The 240-nt window shown below is 52.5% G+C and carries 1 protein-coding gene; it reads right to left on the reverse strand.

Annotated features, from left to right (window positions below; genetic code table 11):
- Positions 1 to 33 precede the first annotated feature (33 nt).
- Positions 34 to 240, reverse strand: a 207-nt coding sequence (locus tag L9G74_RS21870) for an undecaprenyl diphosphate synthase family protein (protein ID WP_238899003.1), incomplete at its 5' end; no start/stop codon positions are given.

A 240-nucleotide genomic window follows, 5' to 3' on the forward strand; every position in this document is an offset into this window, starting at 1 on the left:
CTCATGACTTGTGGCTGCCACGATTCGCGGTAATCACCATCTTCTTGGCGATGACCGATCGGCGCGCAGAAGTTCCATCAGCAGGCTGACTTCTTTATCTGGACGACGCCAGTTTTCACTTGAGAATGAGTTACGAATACCGCCAAATGGCAGATCGCGACCAAACTGTTTCCGCACCACATCGACGTTGGTAAAGAAGCGTGCTTGGCTTGGAGCATGTGGGTCAGTCAGCAAACGACG

The organism is Shewanella electrica (genome assembly GCF_022321485.1).
In the GTDB taxonomy this organism is placed as follows: domain Bacteria; phylum Pseudomonadota; class Gammaproteobacteria; order Enterobacterales; family Shewanellaceae; genus Shewanella; species Shewanella electrica.